18 protein-coding genes are annotated in these 17,740 nt (G+C 69.9%); all 18 read left to right on the forward strand.

From position 1 onward, the window contains the following. Positions 1–6: 6 nt before the first annotated feature. The 18 genes from ACYVK5_RS07020 (at position 7) to ACYVK5_RS07105 (ending at position 17,733) form a co-directional block, all read left to right on the forward strand. A complete protein-coding gene (locus ACYVK5_RS07020) occupies positions 7–267 on the forward strand; it encodes a UBP-type zinc finger domain-containing protein (protein WP_460703229.1) in 261 nt (86 codons plus the stop codon). Then, positions 264–1,940, forward strand: a complete 1,677-nt coding sequence (locus ACYVK5_RS07025) for an NAD(P)/FAD-dependent oxidoreductase (protein WP_460703231.1) — start codon at positions 264–266, stop codon at positions 1,938–1,940. Before ACYVK5_RS07020 ends, ACYVK5_RS07025 begins: the two co-directional genes overlap by 4 nt. A 478-nt stretch (positions 1,941–2,418) precedes the next feature. Further along, the gene (locus ACYVK5_RS07030) at positions 2,419–3,246 is read left to right on the forward strand and encodes a type 1 glutamine amidotransferase domain-containing protein (protein ID WP_460703233.1); all 828 of its coding nucleotides are present in this window, start codon (positions 2,419–2,421) and stop codon (positions 3,244–3,246) included. Beyond that, positions 3,243–4,898 carry a thiamine pyrophosphate-binding protein gene (locus ACYVK5_RS07035; RefSeq protein WP_460703235.1) on the forward strand — a complete coding sequence of 552 codons (1,656 nt, stop codon included), beginning with the start codon at positions 3,243–3,245 and terminating at the stop codon, positions 4,896–4,898. Before ACYVK5_RS07030 ends, ACYVK5_RS07035 begins: the two co-directional genes overlap by 4 nt. A gap of 61 nt (positions 4,899–4,959) precedes the next feature. Continuing rightward, the gene (locus ACYVK5_RS07040) at positions 4,960–5,424 is read left to right on the forward strand and encodes a hypothetical protein (protein WP_460703237.1); all 465 of its coding nucleotides are present in this window, start codon (positions 4,960–4,962) and stop codon (positions 5,422–5,424) included. Positions 5,425–5,476: 52 nt separating this feature from the next. Further along, a complete protein-coding gene (locus tag ACYVK5_RS07045; protein WP_460703239.1) occupies positions 5,477–5,899 on the forward strand; it encodes a nuclear transport factor 2 family protein in 423 nt (140 codons plus the stop codon). Then, complete coding sequence (locus tag ACYVK5_RS07050) at positions 5,899–6,345, forward strand: nuclear transport factor 2 family protein (RefSeq protein WP_460703241.1); 447 nt, start codon at positions 5,899–5,901, stop codon at positions 6,343–6,345. The genes ACYVK5_RS07045 and ACYVK5_RS07050 overlap by 1 nt, the downstream gene beginning before the upstream one ends. Before the next feature lie 58 nt (positions 6,346–6,403). After that, positions 6,404–6,778: a nuclear transport factor 2 family protein gene (locus tag ACYVK5_RS07055; protein WP_460703243.1), complete on the forward strand. Its 375-nt coding sequence runs from the start codon at positions 6,404–6,406 to the stop codon at positions 6,776–6,778. After that, complete coding sequence (locus tag ACYVK5_RS07060) at positions 6,775–8,361, forward strand: GMC family oxidoreductase (protein WP_460703245.1); 1,587 nt, start codon at positions 6,775–6,777, stop codon at positions 8,359–8,361. Before ACYVK5_RS07055 ends, ACYVK5_RS07060 begins: the two co-directional genes overlap by 4 nt. Then, positions 8,358–9,410: a DJ-1/PfpI family protein gene (locus ACYVK5_RS07065; protein WP_460703247.1), complete on the forward strand. Its 1,053-nt coding sequence runs from the start codon at positions 8,358–8,360 to the stop codon at positions 9,408–9,410. The genes ACYVK5_RS07060 and ACYVK5_RS07065 overlap by 4 nt, the downstream gene beginning before the upstream one ends. Continuing rightward, a complete protein-coding gene (locus ACYVK5_RS07070; RefSeq protein WP_460703249.1) occupies positions 9,407–11,278 on the forward strand; it encodes an AGE family epimerase/isomerase in 1,872 nt (623 codons plus the stop codon). Before ACYVK5_RS07065 ends, ACYVK5_RS07070 begins: the two co-directional genes overlap by 4 nt. Beyond that, entirely contained in the window at positions 11,271–11,636 is a 366-nt protein-coding gene (locus tag ACYVK5_RS07075; RefSeq protein ID WP_460703251.1) for an STAS domain-containing protein, read from the forward strand. Before ACYVK5_RS07070 ends, ACYVK5_RS07075 begins: the two co-directional genes overlap by 8 nt. Further along, positions 11,633–13,774 (forward strand): glycogen debranching protein GlgX, encoded by a 2,142-nt coding sequence (gene glgX, locus ACYVK5_RS07080; RefSeq protein WP_460703253.1) that lies wholly within the window; start codon positions 11,633–11,635, stop codon positions 13,772–13,774. Before ACYVK5_RS07075 ends, glgX begins: the two co-directional genes overlap by 4 nt. 12 nt (positions 13,775–13,786) lie before the next feature. Then, a complete protein-coding gene (locus tag ACYVK5_RS07085; RefSeq protein ID WP_460703255.1) occupies positions 13,787–14,107 on the forward strand; it encodes an STAS domain-containing protein in 321 nt (106 codons plus the stop codon). 5 nt (positions 14,108–14,112) lie between these two features. Continuing rightward, a complete protein-coding gene (locus ACYVK5_RS07090; RefSeq protein ID WP_460703257.1) occupies positions 14,113–14,544 on the forward strand; it encodes an ATP-binding protein in 432 nt (143 codons plus the stop codon). Beyond that, the gene (locus tag ACYVK5_RS07095; protein WP_460703259.1) at positions 14,541–15,908 is read left to right on the forward strand and encodes a PP2C family protein-serine/threonine phosphatase; all 1,368 of its coding nucleotides are present in this window, start codon (positions 14,541–14,543) and stop codon (positions 15,906–15,908) included. The genes ACYVK5_RS07090 and ACYVK5_RS07095 overlap by 4 nt, the downstream gene beginning before the upstream one ends. Continuing rightward, positions 15,905–16,714 carry a MinD/ParA family ATP-binding protein gene (locus ACYVK5_RS07100; RefSeq protein ID WP_460703262.1) on the forward strand — a complete coding sequence of 270 codons (810 nt, stop codon included), beginning with the start codon at positions 15,905–15,907 and terminating at the stop codon, positions 16,712–16,714. Before ACYVK5_RS07095 ends, ACYVK5_RS07100 begins: the two co-directional genes overlap by 4 nt. Continuing rightward, the gene (locus ACYVK5_RS07105; RefSeq protein WP_460703264.1) at positions 16,711–17,733 is read left to right on the forward strand and encodes an aldo/keto reductase; all 1,023 of its coding nucleotides are present in this window, start codon (positions 16,711–16,713) and stop codon (positions 17,731–17,733) included. The genes ACYVK5_RS07100 and ACYVK5_RS07105 overlap by 4 nt, the downstream gene beginning before the upstream one ends. Positions 17,734–17,740: the final 7 nt, after the last annotated feature.

Here is a 17,740-nt window from a genome sequence, read left to right on the forward strand (position 1 = left end):
AAACCCATGTCGTGCCAACACTTCGCCGAGATAGCAGACGTGACGCCGAGCGCGGCCGGCTGCGAGGACTGCCTGCGCACCGGCGGCCAATGGGTACATCTGCGGATGTGCCGAGCCTGCGGTCATGTCGGATGCTGCGACTCCTCACCCAACCGGCACGCCACCAAGCACTACGTCGGGCAGCGCCATCCCGTCGTGCAGTCGGTCGAACCGGGTGAGAGCTGGCTGTGGTGCTACGTCGACGAGGAAGTCCAGGAGCCCGCGTGAACGACGATGCCCGGCCCCGGCCCGTTCCGCAGGCCGGGGTACGTCCGGACCGCCCGGTGATCGTCGTGGTCGACGACGACCCCCAGGTGCTCCGCGCGGTCCGGCGGGATCTGAGAGGGCGGTACGGTCGCACGTATCGCATCGTCGCGGCGTCGTCGGGAGCGGAGGCGTGCGCCGTCGTCGCCGAGTACACCGACTCCGACGAGGACATCGCGATGCTGCTGTCCGACCAGAGGATGCCCGACATGCCTGGTGTCGAGTTCCTCCAGCGCACCCGGCGGCAGGCACCCGACGCCAAACGCGTCCTCCTGACCGCGTACGCCGACACCGACGCCGCGATCAAGGCGATCAACGACGTCCGGCTCGACTACTACATCGTCAAGCCGTGGGACCCCCCGGAAGAGAAGCTGTTCCCGGTCCTGGACGACCTGCTCGACGACTGGGCGACCCGGAACCGCGCCTCGGTCGACGGCATCGAGGTGATCGGTACCGCGGTCTCGCCGGCGACCCACCGCATCAAGGACTTCCTGATGCGCAACGAGCGTCCGTTCCACTTCTTCGACGTCGAACGCGACGCGCACGCCCGGCGGGTGCTCGCCGCGCACGCGGGCGCGGAACTGCCCCTGGTCGTGCTGGCCAGCGGCGCGATCCTGCAGTCACCGGGGAACGCCGAGCTCGCCGAGGGCACCGGCCTGACGACGACGGCGACCCGCCCCCACTACGACACGGTGATCATCGGCGCCGGCCCGGCCGGCCTGGGCGCGGCGGTCTACGCCGCCTCCGAGGGCCTGTCGGCGCTGCTGATCGACCGGGACAGCCCCGGCGGCCAGGCCGGCACGTCGAGCCGGATCGAGAACTACCTCGGGTTCCCGTCCGGCGTGTCGGGCGCGGATCTCACCCGGCGGGCCCTGGCCCAGGCGCGCCGCTTCGGCGCCGAGGTGCTGAACCCCGTGGCCGCGACCGGGCTGCGGACGACCGGGACGACGCGGATCGTGACGCTGGACAACGGCGCGGAGATCAGCGCCGAGTCCGTCCTGCTGACCACGGGTGTCCAGTACAACCGCCTCGACGTCCCCGGCTCGGAGAGGTTCGAAGGAGCGGGCCTCTTCTACGGTGCGGCGACCACCGAGAGCATGAACTGCCGGGACACCGACGTCTTCGTCGTCGGGGGCGCCAACTCCGCGGGCCAGGCCGCCATGCACTTCGCGCACTTCGCGAGGCGGGTGACCATCCTGATCCGGTCCGACGACATCGAGAAGGGCATGTCCCAGTACCTGGTGGACGAGATCGCCGCCACCCCGTCGATCGAGGTGCGCACCGGCACCGTGATCACCGCGATGCACGGCGACGACCTGCTGGAGGCCATCACCGTCCGTGATCGCGACGGGACGGAGACGACGCTTCCGACCCAGTTCGTGTTCACGTTCATCGGGGCGCGGCCCCGCACCGACTGGCTCGACGGCGTCGTGCAGCGGGACGCCCGCGGATTCGTCCTCACGGGAGCCGACGTCGCCTGGTCGTCGCACCGCCAGCCGATGCCGCTGGAGACCAGCGTCCCGGGGGTCTTCGCCGCCGGCGACATCCGCGCCCAGTCGGTCAAGCGGGTCGCCTCCGGCGTCGGGGAGGGAGCGCTCGCCGTCGCCATGGTGCACCGCTATCGAGCGCTCAACTGACCGACCACGGGCACGGAGGATCCCGGTCACGCCACGGCGTGACCGGGATCTTCCATGTCTGCGGACAAAGGATTCCCTCCGATCCGGACGATCGACCAAGTCCGGGTCATGACATCGCCGTCCCGGGCCTCGAAGTCCGGTAGGAACGTCACGGAAGTCGGAGCACATTGGCGCCGGGGTCCGCGCATATCGGCGCAGAAGAATCACCTCGGGAAACGTCCCCGAAACGAACGGGCCACGCATCCGCCGGCGCCTGCTCCCCCGCAATTCCGTGAGTCGCAGAAGTCTGCGCGCCGATCGTCACGAGATCCGTCTCCCGGGCGCCGGAGAACGACCTCGGCGCCGGACCCGACGCCGACCGCCCCGCCCCGCGGTCGGGAGCGAAAGTCCTGGTCGCGGCCATCGACGGCGTGAATAGTGAGCCCCGTGCCGCACACACGGCGCCGCCGGACTCCGGCGAACACGACGGGGAGCGACCATGACGAAGCGGATTCTGATCGTGATCTCGGAATGGGGTTACTGGGGTGAAGAACTCCTCGGCCCACTGGATCATTTCGACACCGCCGGATACACCACGGTATTCGCGACGCCCACGGGAAAGCGCCCGCAGGCGCTGCCTCCGAGCATGGACGCCGGATACGTCGACCCGCCGCTCGGCCGTCCGGTGACCACCGCCGACGTCGCCCGGAGGGTGCGGGACCTCGACACGTCGGACCGGCTCGAGGCCCCGCGTCCCCTCACGGGCTGGGTCCCGGAGCGCCCGTACACCTCCGACGCCGACTACCTGCGCAAGCTGGAGGAGTACCACCGGGAGCGCGAGCGCCTGGACGCCGAGATCGCCGAGCAGTTCGACGCCCTGCTGATCGTCGGCGGCAGCGGCCCCATCGTCGACCTGGCGAACAACGAGCGGGTCCACGCACTGGTCCTGGGCTTCCTCCGCACGGGCCGGCTGATCGGCGCCGAGTGCTACGGGGTCACCGCGCTGGCATTCGCCCGCGAGTGGGACGACCGAAAGAGCATCCTGTGGGGAAAGCACGTCACGGGACACTGCAAGGAATACGACTACAAGGCCGGCACCGGCTTTCTCGGCACCGATTTCGTGATCGGCCCGCCGCCCTATCCTCTGGAATACATTCTCCGTGACGCCACCGGGCCCGACGGCGCCTATCACGGCAACTTCGGCCGGGAGGGCTCGGTCGTCGTCGACTGGCCGTTCGTCACCGGTCGTTCCAACAACGACTCCTTCCTCACCGGCGAGAAGATGGTCGCCGCGCTGGAGGACGGGCTGACGAGGTACGGCTGGTGAGCGCGCAGCCCGCCGCGCCGGCCCGGAGCGGTCGTGACGCGGTCCTGGACCAGTTCGCCGCCGATGGCATCCGGTACATGTTCGGCAATCCGGGGACCGTCGAGCAGGGGCTGCTCGACACCCTCGAGGACCACCCCGACCTGGAGTACGTCCTCACCCTGCAGGAGGCCGTCGCCGTGGGCGCGGCGGACGCGTACGCCAGGGCCACCCGCCGGCCGGGACTCGTGCAGCTGCACAGCGGCGTCGGGCTCGGCAACGGGATCGGGATGCTCTACCAGGCCAAACGTGGTCACGCTCCGCTGGTGGTGATCGCCGGCGAGGCCGGCGTCGAGTACGGCGGCATGGACGCGCAGATGGCGTGCGACCTGGTGGAGATGGCCAAGCCGGTGACCAAGCTGGCCCTGAGGGCCGACCATCCGGCGAACCTGCTGCGCACGATCCGCCGTGCGATCAAGGTCGCCCTCACGCCGCCGATGGGACCGGTGTTCGTCGCGCTGCCGATGGACGTTCTCGACGCGGAGAACACCGAGCCCGTCCATCCGACGTCGGTCCCGGACACCCGGGTGCTTCCGCCCGAGTCCAAGATCAGCGAGGCCGCGCAGCTGCTCACCTCGGGCGACCGGCCCGTCGTCCTGTGCGGTGACGGCGTCGCGTTCTCCGGCGCCCAGGCCGAGCTCGTGCGCACCGCGGAGGCGCTCGGCGCGCCGGTGTGGCAGGTGGACTCGTCGGAACCGAACATGCCGGCCGGCCATCCGCTGTCCGCCGGATCGCTCGGTCACATGTTCGGGGCCGCGAGCACGGCGGCCCTGCGGGGGTACGACCGGGTCCTGGTGGTCGGCACCTACCTCTTCCCCGAGGTCTTCCCGTCGCTGACCAGCCCCTTCGACGACGACTGCCGGATCGTCCACATCGACCTCGACGCCTACGAGATCGGGAAGAACCACCGTGTCGATCTCGGGCTGGTGGCCGACCCGAAGCTGACGCTCGACGCGCTGGCCAAGGAGATCGGCGACCGTGTGACGGCGGTGCGCACCGAGCCGGTCGCGGGCGTCGTACCACGATCCGCGCCCGGGCCGGCACGGCCGGCGACCGTCATGGACGAGTTCCTCACCGAGCTCGCCGGGGCCGCGGGGGACGAGGAACTGATCGTCTTCGACGAGGCACTGACCGCGTCACCGCTGGTGCAGCGCCACCTGCCGGCCCGCGAGCCCGGGACGCGGTTCCTGACGCGCGGCGGCTCGCTCGGGGTGGGCATCCCGGGCGCGATCGGGCTCAAGCTCGCCCATCCGGACCGCAAGGTCGTCGCGTTCACCGGCGACGGTGGCTCGATGTACACCTTCCAGGCGATCTGGACCGCGCGCCGGCTCGGCCTCGACCTGGTGATCGTGATCTGCAACAACCACCGCTACGAGCTCCTGAACCAGAACATCGACCAGTACTGGCACGAGCGCGGGGACGTGACCGGCCGCGAGCACCCGTCGAGCTTCGACCTGGGTTCACCGGCGATCGACTTCGCCCGCCTGGCCGAGGCGCTCGGCGGCTTCGGCATCCGGGTCGGCTCGCACGACGAGGCCCGCGCCGCGGCCGCGGCCGCGTTCGCCGGATCGGGCCCGCTCGTCATCGACCTCGCCACCGACGACCTGCTCCGATGAGCCGCGGTCCGGGCTCCTCCGGCACGCATCCATCCACCGACCCACCTCCGAGGAGAGGAACATGACCGAAGAGACCATGGCCCCCGGTTCCGCCGATGTCTGGGACGACGAGGCACTCACACAGTTCGCCCGCGACTGGTACACGGCGCTCGACCGCCACGACCCCATCGATCAGGTGCTGCCGTACCTGATCGACGACGGCCTGGAGATGGTCTTCCCGGAGACCACCAAGTACGGGTACGCCGGCTTCCGGGAGTGGTACGACGCCGTCACCCATCGCTTCTTCGACGAGGAGCACACCGTCACGTCCGTCGTACGCCAGGGCGACGACCCGCGGCAGGTCACGCTCAAGGTCGTCGTCAACTGGCAGGCCCGCATCTGGGACGCGCCCGAGCCGGTCAGCAAGTGGCTCGGGTTCGACGCCTACCAGACCTGGCGGGTCGTGCGGGACGAGAGCGGCCGCCTCCAGGTGGCGACCTACATCGTCGACGAGCTCCGCGCCATGCCCGGCTCGGCGCCCCTGTGATCCACCCGCTCCCGCGGGTCAGCACACCCATCCCATCAGGAAGGAAACGCACATGTCCAACACCGATGTGATCCTCAAGATGTACGAGTACTTCAACGACGGCGACCTGGACCGGGTCCGCAAGGAGCTCTTCGCGGACGACATCGCCTGGCGGATGCCCGGCCACCACCCGCTGTCGGGCGAGCACAGCGGCTCCGACCAGGTGATCGCGTTCTTCGGGAACCTCTCCCAGGCCGGCATCACGGTGGACAACGTCCACTTCGGCGAGCTCGAGAACGGCACCGTGATCGAGAAGCACCTCGGCCACGCCAGCATCGGCGACGACGAGTTCCTGTTCCCGACCGCGACCTCGTACGAGATCGAGGACGGCAAGATCAAGCGGGTGCAGGTCCACACCGCGGACCAGCACAACGTCGACCGGTACATGTGGTCCCGCTTCGCGCTGAAGCCCGTGAGCGAACGGATCGCCGGCTGATGGCGGTCACGGCCCAGGAGGTCGAGCAGGCCTACCAGGCGCTCGAGTCGGGCGACCCCGAGCAGATCAACCGCTGGTGGGCCGAGGACATGCGCTGGCTCGTCCCCGGCAACCACCAGCTCGCCGGCTGGTGGGAGGGCCGCGCGGGCTTCCTCGACTTCATGACCCAGGTCGGGAAGCTGTCGGGCGGCTCGTTCAGCATGGTCCGCCAGGCGATCCTCGTCGGCGGCGACCAGTCCGCCGACATCTCCCACAACGAGGGCGGCCTGACCGGCGCGGCGGACGGCAGCCGCGACGTGTACGAGTACCTCAACATCGACGTCGTCCACGTGCTGACCTGGAGAGACGGCCAGGTGGTCGAGGGGAAGGGCGCCATCTTCGGGGACGGGACCACCCGGTTCAACCAGTTCTGGTCGCAGGTGCGCGTCGACGGCACGCGTTCCTAGACCCGGCATCCGAAGTCCACCGCAGGAATCGAAGAGCACGTAGGAAGGAGGCGTAGCGATGTCGGCACGCGAGGTGATCGATCGCTACTACGCGCTGGCCAACGCCGGCGACTGGGATCGATGGTGTGACCTGTTCACCGAGGACGTCCGTATCGACGAACAGCTGGCAGGCCGGGTCGACGGCCGGGCGACCCTCCGGGAGATGATGGCCGGTTTCCCGGCGATGTACGCCACGTTCACGAACACCCCCCGCGAGGTGGTGATCGAGGGGCTCCGGGCCTGCGTCGTCTCCCGGCTCGAGGCGACCACGCCCGGTGGTGACAAGATCGCGGCCGACGTCGCGAACCTCTTCCTGCTCGACGGGACCGACCGGATCGCCTACATGGCCAACTTCCACGACACGGCGCCCTTCGCGCCGGTGACCGGGGGGTGAGCGCCGTGGAGGAGTACGACTACATCGTCGTCGGATCGGGCACGGCGGGCAGCGTGCTCGCCGACCGGCTGAGCGAGGGCTCGGACGCGTCGGTGCTCGTCCTGGAAGCCGGCCACAGCAGGGTGCCGTCCGCGGTCGACCGTGCGAACCAGTGGTTCACGCTGCTCGGTTCGCCGGTCGACTGGGGATACACGAGCGTTCCCCAGCCCGGGCTGGGGGGACGCTCGACGTACGAGCCCCGCGGCTTCATGCCCGGTGGCAGCAGCAACCTCTACATCATGATGCACGTGCGCGGGCACGCCGCCGACTTCGACGGCTGGGCCGCGCAGGGGGCCAAGGGCTGGTCCTCCGCGGATCTGCTCCCGTACCTCGCCCGCCTCGAGGCCGTCGAGGACGGCACCGGCAGCACCGTGGCAGGCCGTACCGGCCCGCAGCGGGTGACCGACGCGGGCCGTCACGAGCCGAACCCGCTCTCCGAGGTGTTCCTGGACGCGTGCTCCGAGCTGGGCTACCCGCGTCTGGGCGACATCAACAGCGGCGACATGAACGGTGCGGCATGGCACCAGCTCGATGTCGTCGACGGGCGCCGCACCGGGGCGCTGGTGTCGTACCTGGAGCCGGCGAGCCGGCGTCCTGGCGTCACCGTCCGCACCGGCGCCCGGGCGCGCCGGCTGCTGTTCGACGGGTCCACGTGCACGGGGGTGGAGTACCTGCAGTCCGCTCCCCCGGCCGAGCTCCCCGACGGCCGGGACGTCGGGGGCCCGGGTCCGGCCCAGGGCGTGGTGTCCGTCCGTGCCAGGCAGGAGGTGATCGTCGCCGCCGGCGCGATCGAGTCGCCGAAGCTGCTGATGCTCAGCGGCATCGGGCCCCAGGACCATCTCGGTCGGGTGGGCGTCCCGGTACGGCACCACCTGCCCGGCGTCGGCGAGAACTTCCACAACCACGTGCTGGTCGGGCTCATCGCGGAAACCACCCGGCCGGTCGAGCCGGGCCGGCAGAACCTGTCGGAATCGGTGTTGTTCACCACGTCCGCGGCCGGCATGGAGGCGCCGGATCTCCAGATCGCCTTCGTGCACGTCCCGTTCGACATCATCGTCGGCCAGGAACACCCGAACGCGGTCAGCATCCTGCCCGGCGTGGTGCGCCCCGAGTCGCGGGGATGGATCCGCCTCGCCGACGCGGACCCCGGCACCCCGCCGCTGGTCAACCCCAACTACCTCGCCGAGCGGACCGACGTCGACCGGCTGGTCCAAGCCGTCGAGCTCGGGCGGGACCTGTTCGCCACCGAGGCGTTCCGCCCGCACCTGGCGGCGGAGCTCATGCCCGGGCCCGACGTCCGGTCGGCCGAGGACCTGACCGAGTTCGTGCGCAACCGTGCCGACAGCTATCACCACCAGGCGGGATCCTGCCGGATGGGTGAGGACGAGCTGGCCGTCGTCGACCCCGAGCTGCGCGTGCGGGGGATCGAGCGGCTCCGGGTGGTGGACGCGAGCGTGATGCCGTCGGTCCCGTCGGGGAACTGCCATGCCGCGATCGTCGCGATCGCGGAGAAGGCCTCCGATCTGATCAGGGCACGATCATGACCGGCTACCAGGTGAACCGGAACGGGCCGCTGGCGGGCACCCGCGTGGCCGTCCTGATCGAGAGCGACTACTACGAGCCCGAGATCTACCACTACCTCATGCGGTTCGCCGCGGAGGGCATCGAGGTCGACCTGCTGACCCGGCTCTGGGGCCAGACGGAGATCACCTTCACCGGCCACGAGTGGCGTGCGCCGCTCACGGTGCAGGGCGACCTCGAGGAGGTCGACGGCGCCGCGCTCACACGGTACGACGCCGTGATCGTGCCCTCGGGCATGGTTTCCGACCGGCTCCGGTACTCGGAGACGCCGGGCGATCCGTCGCCGGCCGCGCAGTTCATGCGGCGGGCCTTCGCGGACGACCGCGTGCTCAAGGGCGTGATCTGCCACGGCATGTGGCTGATGGCGTCGATCCGGGAGGTCGTCGAGGGCAGGCCGGTCACGTGTCACAACAACCTCGTCGCCGACGTGCGGAACATGGGCGCGCACTACGTCGACCAGGACGTGGTCGTCGACGGGGATCTCGTGACCGGCCGGTCCGGCGCGCACGCGCATCTCTTCGCCGACGTGTTGATCGAGCAGATCGCGGCGCGGAGGGCCGCGGCCGCCGACACCCCGAGGTGGTCGCACGCCGCGTTGAACTGCGCGGACCTCGACCGCACCGAGGACTTCTACACCAGCCTGTTCGGCTTCCGCCGAGCCAGGCTCGTGGAGGCCGGCGGGTCGCGGATCGTGTTCCTCCGCCGTGGCGACACCTACCTCGAGCTGTTCGAGACAGGCGGCGAGGCCGCGGACGCCACGGGCGACGGGCCGGCCGCCCCGGGAACGATCCGGCACATCGCGTTCCAGGTCGACCGACTGGACGACTTCGTCGGCAAGGTCCGGGCCGGTGACATTCCCGTCACGCTCGGGCCGCTCGGCTTCGACGAGTTCATCGACGGCTGGCGCACGGTCTGGATCAGCGATCCGGACGGCGTCGTCGTCGAAGTCAGCCAGGGCTACCAGGACGAATCCGACTCACCGAGCACAGCATCGAACCAGGAGGCGACATGACCACCACCGAGGAATCCGTGTCGGCCGGCACGCGGCAATCGTCCGCGCCGGCCGGCGGGCAGATCTCGCCATGGTCGGACACCATCGCGGGGTACGTCGAGGAGTACGACCGTTCCACCCGCCACCTGCGGCTCACGTCGCTGGCGGGGACGCCCGTCGAGATGGACGTCGACCCCGGGGCCGGCGCCGAGCTGATCCGCAACCTCGGCCACCCGTACCAGGACTCCGGTGAGCTGGAGGACCTGCTCGAGCCCGGCCGTCTGCTCCTCGCCTACGGCATCTCCTACCCGGGGGACCCCGGGCCGACGTTCGTCGCGATGCACCTGTACTTCCTCGGCCGGCGGGCGGACGGCTACGCCTTCGAGGACCAGCGGTGGTGGATCGACCAGGTGGGCCAGCTCGCCGGCTTCTACCAGCGCGCCGAGTTCGGCGCCGAGCCGGCCGACTTCCGCGACTACCGGACGATCCTCCGCCTCGGCGGGGACAAGACCGAGAACCACACCCAGGAGACGGACACCATCTCCCGGCTGGTCTACGGGATGGCCTCGGCCTACATGCTGACCGGCAACGAGACCTACCTCGACACGGCGGAGCGGGGCACCGAGTACCTGCGGCGGCACATGCGATTCGTCGACAACGACGAAGAGGTGACGTACTGGTACCACGGCGTGCGGTTCGAGGACGGCTACGAGAAGAAGCTGTTCACCTCGGAGTTCGGCGACGACTACGACGCGATCCCCATGTACGAGCAGATCTACGCGCTCGCCGGTCCGATCCAGACGTTCCGGGTCACCGGGGATCCCCGGATCCACGCCGACGCCGAGGGCACCCTGAGGCTGTTCGAGAAGTTCTTCCGCGACCGGGAGCAGGGCGGGTACTTCTCGCACATCGACCCGATCCAGCTGTCGCCGTTCACCGATTCCCTCGGGCCGAACCGTGCGCGCAAGAACTGGAACTCCGTCGGGGACCACGCCCCCGCGTACCTCATCAATCTCTTCCTGGCGACCGGCGACCGCCGGCACATCACCATGCTCGAGCGGACCTTCGACACGATCGCCGAGCACTTCCCGGACTACGAGTACTCACCGTTCGTCAACGAGCGATTCCACCAGGACTGGTCCCACGACCTGAGCTACTCCTGGCAGCAGGACCGCGCCGTCGTCGGCCACAACCTCAAGATCGCCTGGAACCTGATGCGGATGCACTCGCTGCAGCCCAAGGAGCGCTACGAGGAGCTCGCGCGGCACATCGGAGACCTGATGCCGCAGGTGGGCTGCGATCTCCAGCGCGGCGGCTGGTACGACGTCGTGCACCGGGTCCCGGACGAGGCGGGCTGGCACCGGATGGCGTGGCACGACCGCAAGGCCTGGTGGCAGCAGGAACAGGCGATCCTGGCCTACCTGATCCTGGCCGGCCTCACCGGGGAGGACCGGTACCGGAAGCTCGCGCGCGAGAGCGAGGCCTTCTACAACACCTTCTTCCTCGACCACGACGAGGGCGCGGTCTACTTCAACGTGCTGGCGTCCGGGCTCCCCTACCTGCAGGGCACCGAGCGGTTCAAGGGCAGCCACTCGATGAGCATGTACCACTCGGCCGAACTGTGCTTCCTCGCCGCCGTCTACAACAACCTGTTGCTGCGGGGGCGTCCGCTCGACCTGTGGTTCAAGCCGTACGCCGAGGCCGACCGGACGCTGCGGGTCACCCCCGACGCCTTGCCGCCGGGCTCGGTCAGGATCTCGGCGGTGACCATCGACGGCGTCCAATACGACGGGTTCGACGCCGCCGCGCTCACCGTCACCCTCCCCGAGTCCCCGGACCGGCTGACGGTGAAGGTGACGCTCGTTCCCACGGGAGGCGACGATGACTGACCTGAGGATCCGGCGCCGCACCACCGAGTCCGCCGTCGTCGTGGCCGTCACCGGTGAGCTCGACAGCAGCACCGCACCCGAGGCCCAGGAGCGGATCGCGACCGCCATGATGACGGATCACGCGCTCGTGCTCGACCTGTCGGGAGTCCCGTACATGTCGAGCGCCGGGCTCCGGATGATGCTGCTCGTCTACCGCCAGGCACAGACCCTGAGCATCCCGGTCGCGCTCGTCGGGGTGCAGGACAGCCTGCTGGCCGTCATGGAGGCCACCGGGTTCCTGGAGTTCTTCACCCTCGCCGACAGCGTCACGGACGCGCTCCGCGACCTCGGCAGCATCAGCGGGGCGGTGACCTCATGACGGCGACGACGGTGGCCGCGGCGACGCCGCGGCGGCGGGTGGACTCCTTCCCGACCGATCAGATCAGCGGATTCGGGGTGCGCTGCGGCCGGTCGCTGCCGTTCGGCGCGACCCTCGTGCCCGGAGGCGTGAACTTCTCCATCTTCTCGATCACCGCCACGAGCATGGTCCTGGTGCTCTTCCGCAAGGGCGACAACGAGCCCTTCGCCGAGATCCCGTTCCCCGAGGAGTACCGGATCGGCGGCTGCTGGTCCATGACGGTGTACGACCTGCCGGTCGAGGACCTGGAGTACGGCTACCGGGCGGACGGACCCGACGCGCCGGGCAACCGGTTCACGCCGTCGACCGTCCTGTGCGACCCCTACGCCCGCGCCTACTCCGGCCGGGAGACCTGGGGCGCCACCCGGTACGACGGCTCCCGCCCGCCCTATCGCAGCCGGCTCGTCTTCGACGACTTCGACTGGGACGGGGACACCCCGCTGCGGACGCCGATGCGCGACCTGGTGATCTACGAGGCGCACGTGCGCGGGCTCACCGCGCACCCGTCGTCCGGGGTGCGCCATCCGGGAACGTTCGCCGGCCTCATCGAGAAGATCCCCCACCTCGAGGCCCTGGGCGTCAACTGCATCGAGCTTCTCCCGGTGTTCGAGTTCGACGAGTTCGAGAACTCCCGCGAGAACTCCGACGGTCAGCGTCTGCTCAACTACTGGGGATACTCCACCGTGGGGTTCTTCGCGCCCAAGGCGGGCTTCGCGGCGACCGGATCGCACGGCATGCAGGTGGACGAGTTCAAGAACCTGGTCCGATCGCTCCACCGGCGCGGCATCGAGGTGATCCTCGACGTCGTCTTCAACCACACCGCCGAGGGGAACGAGAACGGCCCGTCCATGTCCTTCCGCGGCCTGGACAACGCCGAGTACTACATCCTCGGGGAGGGCGGGGAGTACTACAACTACAGCGGCACCGGGAACACGTTCAACTGCAACAACCCGGTCGTCCGCGAGTTCATCCTCGACAGCCTGCGGTACTGGGCGAGCGAGTGCCATGTCGACGGCTTCCGGTTCGACCTGGCATCGATCCTCGGGCGGGGCCCCGACGGCGCGCCGCTGGACAACCCGCCCCTGCTCGAGACGCTCGCCGGCGACCCGATCCTGCGTGACTGCAAGCTCATCGCCGAGGCGTGGGACGCCGGTGGCCTCTACCAGGTCGGTTCGTTCCCCGCCTACGGGAGGTGGGCGGAGTGGAACGGACGGTTCCGGGACACCGTCCGCCGCTTCGTCAAGGGCGACGCCGGCCAGGCCGGCAACCTCGCGAGCGCGCTGATCGGCTCTCCCGAGATGTACCGGCAACGCGGGACCGAGGCCTCGATCAACTTCGTCACGTGCCACGACGGGTTCACCCTGGCCGACATGGTCTCGTACAACGACAAGCACAACGAGGCCAACGGCGAGGACAACCGCGACGGGGCCGATGACAACAACAGCTGGAACTGCGGCGCCGAGGGCATCACCTCCGACTCGGAGGTCCTCGACCTGCGGTCCCGGCAGGTGCGCAACGCGCTGACGCTCCTGCTGACCAGCCTCGGGGTGCCCATGCTCCTGGCGGGCGACGAGTTCGGCCGGACCCAGGGCGGGAACAACAACGCGTACTGCCACGACGACCCGGTCTCCTGGGTCGACTGGGACCTCGGGGAGGACCACCGCACGCTGCAGCGGTTCACCGCGGGCCTGGTCGCGCTGCGGCGGGCACACCCCTGCCTGACCGCCGAGCACCCCACGGGCACCGACACCGCGGGGTTCGGCTACCCGGACATCAGCTGGCACGGCGCCGGCGCGTGGCAGCCGGACTGGACCGAGGAGAGCCGGCTCGTCGCCCTGATGCACAGCTCGCGCACCCAGGACGGCAGGCCCGACTTCGTGTACATCGCCGCCAACTCCTACTGGGAGGACATCGACCTCGAGCTGCCCCGGCTGCCGGACGGCCTGATGTGGCGGCGCGCGGTCGACACGTCGCGGCCCTCACCCGAGGACGTCTGCCTCGACAGCCCGGGAATCCGCCTGACGACCCCCGACACGTACCACCTGCCGGCCCGAACCACCCTCGTCCTCGTCAGCGACGAGCAGACACCTGCCTTGTGAGGAGAGATCACGATGCCGTTCACCGCCACCCTGACCCAGACCGAACCCGACGCCGTCATCACGCTCGTCGGCGAGCTCGACTCGTCGACCGCCGCGACGTTCCGCTCCACGATCGAGGACGCCGTCGCGACGGAGCCGCAACGGCTCCTGCTCGAGATGAGCGGTCTCACCTACCTGTCCTCGGCAGGACTGCGCTGCCTGGTGTTCGCCCGGCAGAAGATGGGCAGCGACGTCGACATCGTGCTCATCGCCACCAGACCGGCCGTCCGGGAGACCATCGACATGACGGGCTTCCAGTACAGCGTCCAGTTCACGGACCAGGCAGAGGTCTGACATCGATGGCTATGGCGGTCCTGCCCGCGAAGCCGGACGCCATCGGTGAGATCACCGCGGTCGTGCTGGAGACCTGCTCCAAGGCGGGGCTGTCGCCCGCCGCCACGTCCCGGCTGCGGCTCGCCGTCGAGGAACTCGCGGTCAACATCATCACTCACGGCGTGGGGGAGGCGACCGAGCCGGTCGCCGACCCGCGGTTCGTGATCCAGACCTGGATCTCCGACGACACGGTGTGGGTGCAGCTGACCGATTCCGCGCGGCCGTTCGACCCGACCGGCGCGCCCGAACCCGATGTGACGGCCGACCTCGCCCGGCGCGAGGTCGGCGGCCTCGGCATCCACCTCGTCCGCTCCCTGGTGGACGACTTCACCTACCGCCGCCTCGGCGGCCGCAACGTGGTGCGGGTGGGACTGCGTCTACAGGAGGGATTCCCATGAGAACGACCCTGGTCGGACACACGAGCGCGGCTGCCGATCAACTGCGCGACGGCCTGGTGAGAGCCGGCCTGGCCGCGGACATCGTCACTCTCGACGCCGCGCGCTTCCAGTTCTGCGCCAGCGGCGCGGAGGTGCCCGAGGTTCTCCTCATCAGTTCCGCCCTCGACGCCGACGACGTCCGGGCACTGCGCGACAGACTGCTCGCCTCGGGCGCCACGATGCCCGCCTTCATCGCCTATCCCGATTGCGAGAACCTGGCCGATCACGGCTCCTGGGTCGGCGGCCTCGCCGCACACCTGTCCGAGGGAGTCGACTACATCGTCCCGCCGTTCGAACCGGAACTGCTCCGGCGCCGGTTCCTCGCCCCCACGCCGCCCCCTGCCCCGGGCGAGGACGACTTCCACCTGCTCGCCCATCTCGCGCGGTACGAACGCGAGCTCCAGATCGCCCAGGAGATCCAGTCCGGCTTCCTGCCGGAGGTCCTTCCCGTCTGCGACGGCTGGACGCTGCAGGTGCGGTTCCGGCCCGCCCGGGACGTCGCCGGTGACTTCTACGACGCCTACGACCTGGTCAACGGACGCCGGCTGGCGTTCGTCGTCGCCGACGTCTGCGACAAGGGCGTGGGGGCGGCGCTCTTCATGGCACTGGTACGCAGCCTGCTGCGGCACACCGCCACCCACCTGGGCACCCAGAGCCTGATGGGCCTGGACGCGCGGTGGGAGGACCCCGTCGGCGACGAGGACCTGGACCACGTGCTGCTCACCTCGGCCGGAGTCGGCCCGCTGGTCAACGCCGTCGTCGGCACGAACGAGTACATGGTGCGCAACCACCTGAGCCAGGGATACTTCGCCACCTTGTTCTTCGGTGTGCTCGATCCGGTGGACGGCACGGTCGTGTTCATCAACTGCGGGCACAACCCGCCCGTGGTGCGCCGCCGGGACGGCAGGCTCGAGACGCTCGGCCTCACGGGGCCCGCGCTGGGGATGATGCCGAACTCGGTCTTCCGGCTGGGCCGCGCCCGGCTGGACCCGGGCGACCTGCTCTTCCTCTACACGGACGGGGTCACCGAGGCGCGCGACGCCTCGGGAGCCTTCTACACCGAGGACCGGCTCCACGCCCTGATCGCGGAACGCGACTACGCCGAGGCGCAGGAACTCGTCGACGCCGTCACGGCCGATCTGTCCGACCACGTCGGAGAGGCCGACCAGTTCGACGACATCACGATGATGGCGCTGCGCCGATCCGAGGATCCCTCCGACCCTCATGCCCCCAGGTCGTGCCACCCCGACCTGCCCGGCGACCACGAACACACCGGCCCGGAACCACTGGACGAGACGCCGGCTCGCCCGGAGAGCTCACCATGACGAAGATCATCACGATCCACTCCTACCGCGGCGGGACCGGCAAGTCCCGTCTCACCGCCGGCCTCGCCGCGGCCCTGGCCGCCAAGGGACGACGCGTCCTGGTCGTCGACACGAACATCCAGGCGCCGGCTCTGCACATCTTCCTCGGGTTCCCGACCAGCGGCATCGAGCTCGGGCTGACCGACTACCTGATCGGTTCCTGCGAGATCGAGCAGATCGTCCAGGACGTCCCCCGCGACCGGCTCCCCGCGGGCATCACGGGCTCGGTCCAGCTCGCGCCCAGCCGGTTGTCGGCGAAGTCGATCGTCACGGCGGTCGGCCGCGGCTACGACCCGGGGGTCCTCGACGAAGGGATCCGGCGCCTGGCCCGCCGGATCGACGTCGACGTCATGCTGCTGGACACCAGCGCGGGCATGACGAACGAGACCATGGTGTCGCTCGCGCTCGCGGATGCCCTGGTCCTGGTGTCCCGGCCCGAGAAGCAGGACCTGGAGGGCGCCGGGGTGACGATGTCGGTCGTGCGGCGTTTGAGCTGTCCGCAGATCCTGCTTGTGGGTAACCTGATCACCGGGCGTCGGGGCACCTCCGCGATCAGCGCCATCGAGAAGGCGTACGGCATGCCCGTCAGCGCGATGTTCGACGTCGTGGACGGCACGGACGAGCTTTCCGACGCCGATCTCGACGAGCCGGCCACGATGCCCGACTGGTACCGCCGGCGACTCGACGAGCTCGCCGAGACCCTGATGAGCACGCCCGGGCCCCGGCTGACGGGCGGCCCGCCGACCACGATGGGAACCACCGTATGAGGTATACGCTGCTCGGCCAGTCAGGACTTCGCGTGTCGGAGGTCGGGCTCGGCACCATGACGTTCGGCACCGACTGGGGATTCGGCGGCGACGCGAAAGAGGCGCGGAGGATGGTGGACACCTTCGCCGCGGCCGGCGGGAACTTCATCGACACGGCCAACAACTACACCAACGGCACGTCGGAGTCCCTGGTCGGGGAGGCCGTCTCCGACGACCGCGACCGCTGGGTGGTCGGCACCAAGTACACCCTCGCGTCCCGCGACGACGACCTGAACGCCGCTGGCAACTCGCTGAAGAATCTCCGCCGCACCGTCGAGACGTCCCTCCGCCGGCTGCGTACCGACTACATCGACGTCCTGTGGCTGCACGCCTGGGACGACCTGACCCCGGTCGAGGAGGTCATGCGGGGCCTCGACACCCTGACCCGCGCCGGGAAGGTGCTCTACGTGGGCATCAGCGACTCGCCCGTCTGGGCGGCCTCCTACGGCCAGGCGCTGGCCCACCTGCGAGGCTGGTCGCCGTTCGTCGGACTGCAGGTGCCCTGGTCGCTCGCGGACCGTGACGTCGAGCGCGAGTTCGTCCCGATGGCCCAGGCCCTGGGCATGGGTGTCTGCGCCTGGGGGCCGTTGTCCGGCGGCCTGCTCTCCGGGAAGTACGCCGAGGGACAGCCCGCCGCGGGAACGACCCGGCGGCCCCGGCAGAACGCGGACCGGCTGAAGATCGCCGCGCGCGTCCACGAGCTCGCGCGTGAGCGCGGTATCGGCAGCGCCGAGATGGCTCTCGCCTGGCTGCGGTCGCGCGGCGCGATCCCGTTGATCGGTGCGCGTACCGCCGATCAGCTCGAGTCCAACCTGGCGTGCGTCGACATCGACCTGGAGCCCGGCGAGGTCGAGTCCCTCGAGGCCGCGTCGCCCGTGGACCTGGGCTTCTCGCGGGGATTCCTCGACTCGATGACGAACGTCATCCACGGCCCCGGGCTGCGCTCCAGGATCGACGTCCCCCCGTCGTACCGGCGGTGACGCCCGC

Source organism: Myceligenerans halotolerans (genome assembly GCF_054782975.1).

What these genes read in the sequence shown, in the direction of transcription:
- ACYVK5_RS07070 (WP_460703249.1), top strand. Translation starts at nt 9,407, where the DNA reads ATGACCACCACCGAGGAATCCGTGTCGGCCGGCACGCGGCAATCGTCC.
- ACYVK5_RS07085 (WP_460703255.1), top strand. Translation starts at nt 13,787, where the DNA reads ATGCCGTTCACCGCCACCCTGACCCAGACCGAACCCGACGCCGTCATC.
- ACYVK5_RS07045 (WP_460703239.1), top strand. Translation starts at nt 5,477, where the DNA reads ATGTCCAACACCGATGTGATCCTCAAGATGTACGAGTACTTCAACGAC.
- ACYVK5_RS07040 (WP_460703237.1), top strand. Translation starts at nt 4,960, where the DNA reads ATGACCGAAGAGACCATGGCCCCCGGTTCCGCCGATGTCTGGGACGAC.
- ACYVK5_RS07055 (WP_460703243.1), top strand. Translation starts at nt 6,404, where the DNA reads ATGTCGGCACGCGAGGTGATCGATCGCTACTACGCGCTGGCCAACGCC.
- ACYVK5_RS07075 (WP_460703251.1), top strand. Translation starts at nt 11,271, where the DNA reads ATGACTGACCTGAGGATCCGGCGCCGCACCACCGAGTCCGCCGTCGTC.
- ACYVK5_RS07090 (WP_460703257.1), top strand. Translation starts at nt 14,113, where the DNA reads ATGGCTATGGCGGTCCTGCCCGCGAAGCCGGACGCCATCGGTGAGATC.
- ACYVK5_RS07050 (WP_460703241.1), top strand. Translation starts at nt 5,899, where the DNA reads ATGGCGGTCACGGCCCAGGAGGTCGAGCAGGCCTACCAGGCGCTCGAG.
- ACYVK5_RS07095 (WP_460703259.1), top strand. Translation starts at nt 14,541, where the DNA reads ATGAGAACGACCCTGGTCGGACACACGAGCGCGGCTGCCGATCAACTG.
- glgX (WP_460703253.1), top strand. Translation starts at nt 11,633, where the DNA reads ATGACGGCGACGACGGTGGCCGCGGCGACGCCGCGGCGGCGGGTGGAC.
- ACYVK5_RS07030 (WP_460703233.1), top strand. Translation starts at nt 2,419, where the DNA reads ATGACGAAGCGGATTCTGATCGTGATCTCGGAATGGGGTTACTGGGGT.
- ACYVK5_RS07020 (WP_460703229.1), top strand. Translation starts at nt 7, where the DNA reads ATGTCGTGCCAACACTTCGCCGAGATAGCAGACGTGACGCCGAGCGCG.
- ACYVK5_RS07065 (WP_460703247.1), top strand. Translation starts at nt 8,358, where the DNA reads ATGACCGGCTACCAGGTGAACCGGAACGGGCCGCTGGCGGGCACCCGC.
- ACYVK5_RS07100 (WP_460703262.1), top strand. Translation starts at nt 15,905, where the DNA reads ATGACGAAGATCATCACGATCCACTCCTACCGCGGCGGGACCGGCAAG.
- ACYVK5_RS07105 (WP_460703264.1), top strand. Translation starts at nt 16,711, where the DNA reads ATGAGGTATACGCTGCTCGGCCAGTCAGGACTTCGCGTGTCGGAGGTC.